This is a genomic window from Belnapia arida (genome assembly GCF_016773205.1).
Taxonomy (GTDB): domain Bacteria; phylum Pseudomonadota; class Alphaproteobacteria; order Acetobacterales; family Acetobacteraceae; genus Belnapia; species Belnapia arida.
The window spans coordinates 1-773 of record NZ_JAETWB010000160.1; the positions used below are offsets into that span (position 1 = coordinate 1).

Genomic DNA, 773 nt, shown 5'->3' on the forward strand with positions numbered 1-773 from the left:
GAGGCGGGCCCGCTCTCGCAGTGGCTCTACGCCGGGCTGGTGGCCTCAGGCCTGCCTGCGATCTGCATCGAGACACGCCATACCAAGGCGGCGATTGGGGCGATGCCGGTCAAGACCGACCGCGGCGATGCGCGTGGAATCGCCCAACTCATGCGCACGGGATGGTTCCGCGCCGTGCACGTCAAGACGCGGCAGGCCCAGGAGTGGCGCCTGCTGCTGACCCAGCGCCGCCTGCTTGTGAGCAAGCTGATCGACGTCGAGGCCGAGATCCGCGGCACACTGCGCGGCTTTGGGATCCGGATCGGGCGTGTCGGTCGCGCCGGGTTCGCGGGCCGCATCCGCGAGCTGCTCGCTGACCAGCCCAAGCTGCTGCAGGTCATCGAGCCCGTGCTGGTGGTCCAAGCCGCACTCCTGGCGCAGCGAGACGTTCTGCATCGCCTGGTGCTGCAGGCTGTCCGAGAGGAGGAGGTCTGTCGCAGGCTGATGACAGTGCCGGGGGTGGGACCGATCACGGCACTGGCCTTCCGGGCCACGGTCGACAGGGCCGACCGGTTCACCCGCTCCAAGGACGTGGGGGCCCACTTCGGCCTGACACCACGCCGGTACCAGTCAGGCGAGACAGACCGCTCGGGTGCGATTGCCAAGACCGGGGACGTCCTCACCAGGCACGCCCTATACGAGGCTGCCACCAGCATGCTGGTGCACGCGAGCAAGCCCTCGGCTCTGCGCAGTTGGGCCCTGGCGATCGCGCAGCGTCGTGGTCTGCAGAAGGC

Annotated in this window: 1 protein-coding gene; it reads left to right on the top strand. The window is 69.2% G+C overall.

Annotated elements, in window-relative coordinates; all coding sequences use genetic code 11:
* Positions 1 to 773 (top strand): IS110 family RNA-guided transposase (locus tag JMJ56_RS33185; RefSeq protein WP_202836131.1); only part of this gene is annotated, 773 nt, incomplete at both ends.